Source organism: Pseudoalteromonas phenolica (assembly GCF_005886345.1).
Taxonomy (GTDB): Bacteria; Pseudomonadota; Gammaproteobacteria; order Enterobacterales; family Alteromonadaceae; genus Pseudoalteromonas; species Pseudoalteromonas phenolica_A.
In genome coordinates, this window is the sequence record NZ_PNEC01000105.1 from 1 (window position 1) to 590 (window position 590).

Annotated in this window: 1 protein-coding gene; it reads right to left on the reverse strand. The window is 40.5% G+C overall.

The window, feature by feature from the left end; genetic code table 11:
* A partial coding sequence (locus tag CWB72_RS20235; RefSeq protein ID WP_138635220.1) for an IS3 family transposase occupies nt 1-590 on the reverse strand: 590 nt, incomplete at both ends.

The following is a 590-nucleotide window of genomic DNA, read 5'->3' on the forward strand; positions in this document are numbered from 1 at the left end:
AAAAAATGACTCCATATGGGCATTATCATTCATTACTTTTGGTCGGTTCATACTTTGAATAATACCGCGTTGCTCTAGTCTTTTACTGTACAAACGAGCTCTGTATTCAATCCCTCTATCTGAATGAAAGACTAACCCCGCTTCGGGCTTCCTATTTTTCAACGCTTGTTTCAAAGACTTCAGAGTCAAAGAAGCATCGCGTGTGTCTTTGAGCGACCAGCCCACCACTTTTCGGCTGCACTTATCCATAATTACGGATAGGTAACGCCATTCTCCTTTTACTTTTAAGTAGGTCACATCACCAACCCAAACTTGGTCAGGTTTATTGGCCATGACGTCCAATTCCCTATTGGGAATAGCAGCTACAAAATCTTTAAGCTTTTTATTATTGCGATAAAAAGTAGCCACTCTGGCTTTTATTCCATTTTCACGCATCAGTCGAGCAACTCGTTTTTGACTGACTCGAAAACCTTGTTGTTTGAGTGCTTGGGTTATTTTGGGGCTACCGTACACTTTTCCACTCTGATGCCAAATTTTAAAAATTTCATCTGTCAGTGCTTCATCTTCACATGTTCGATTACTTTTCCCTC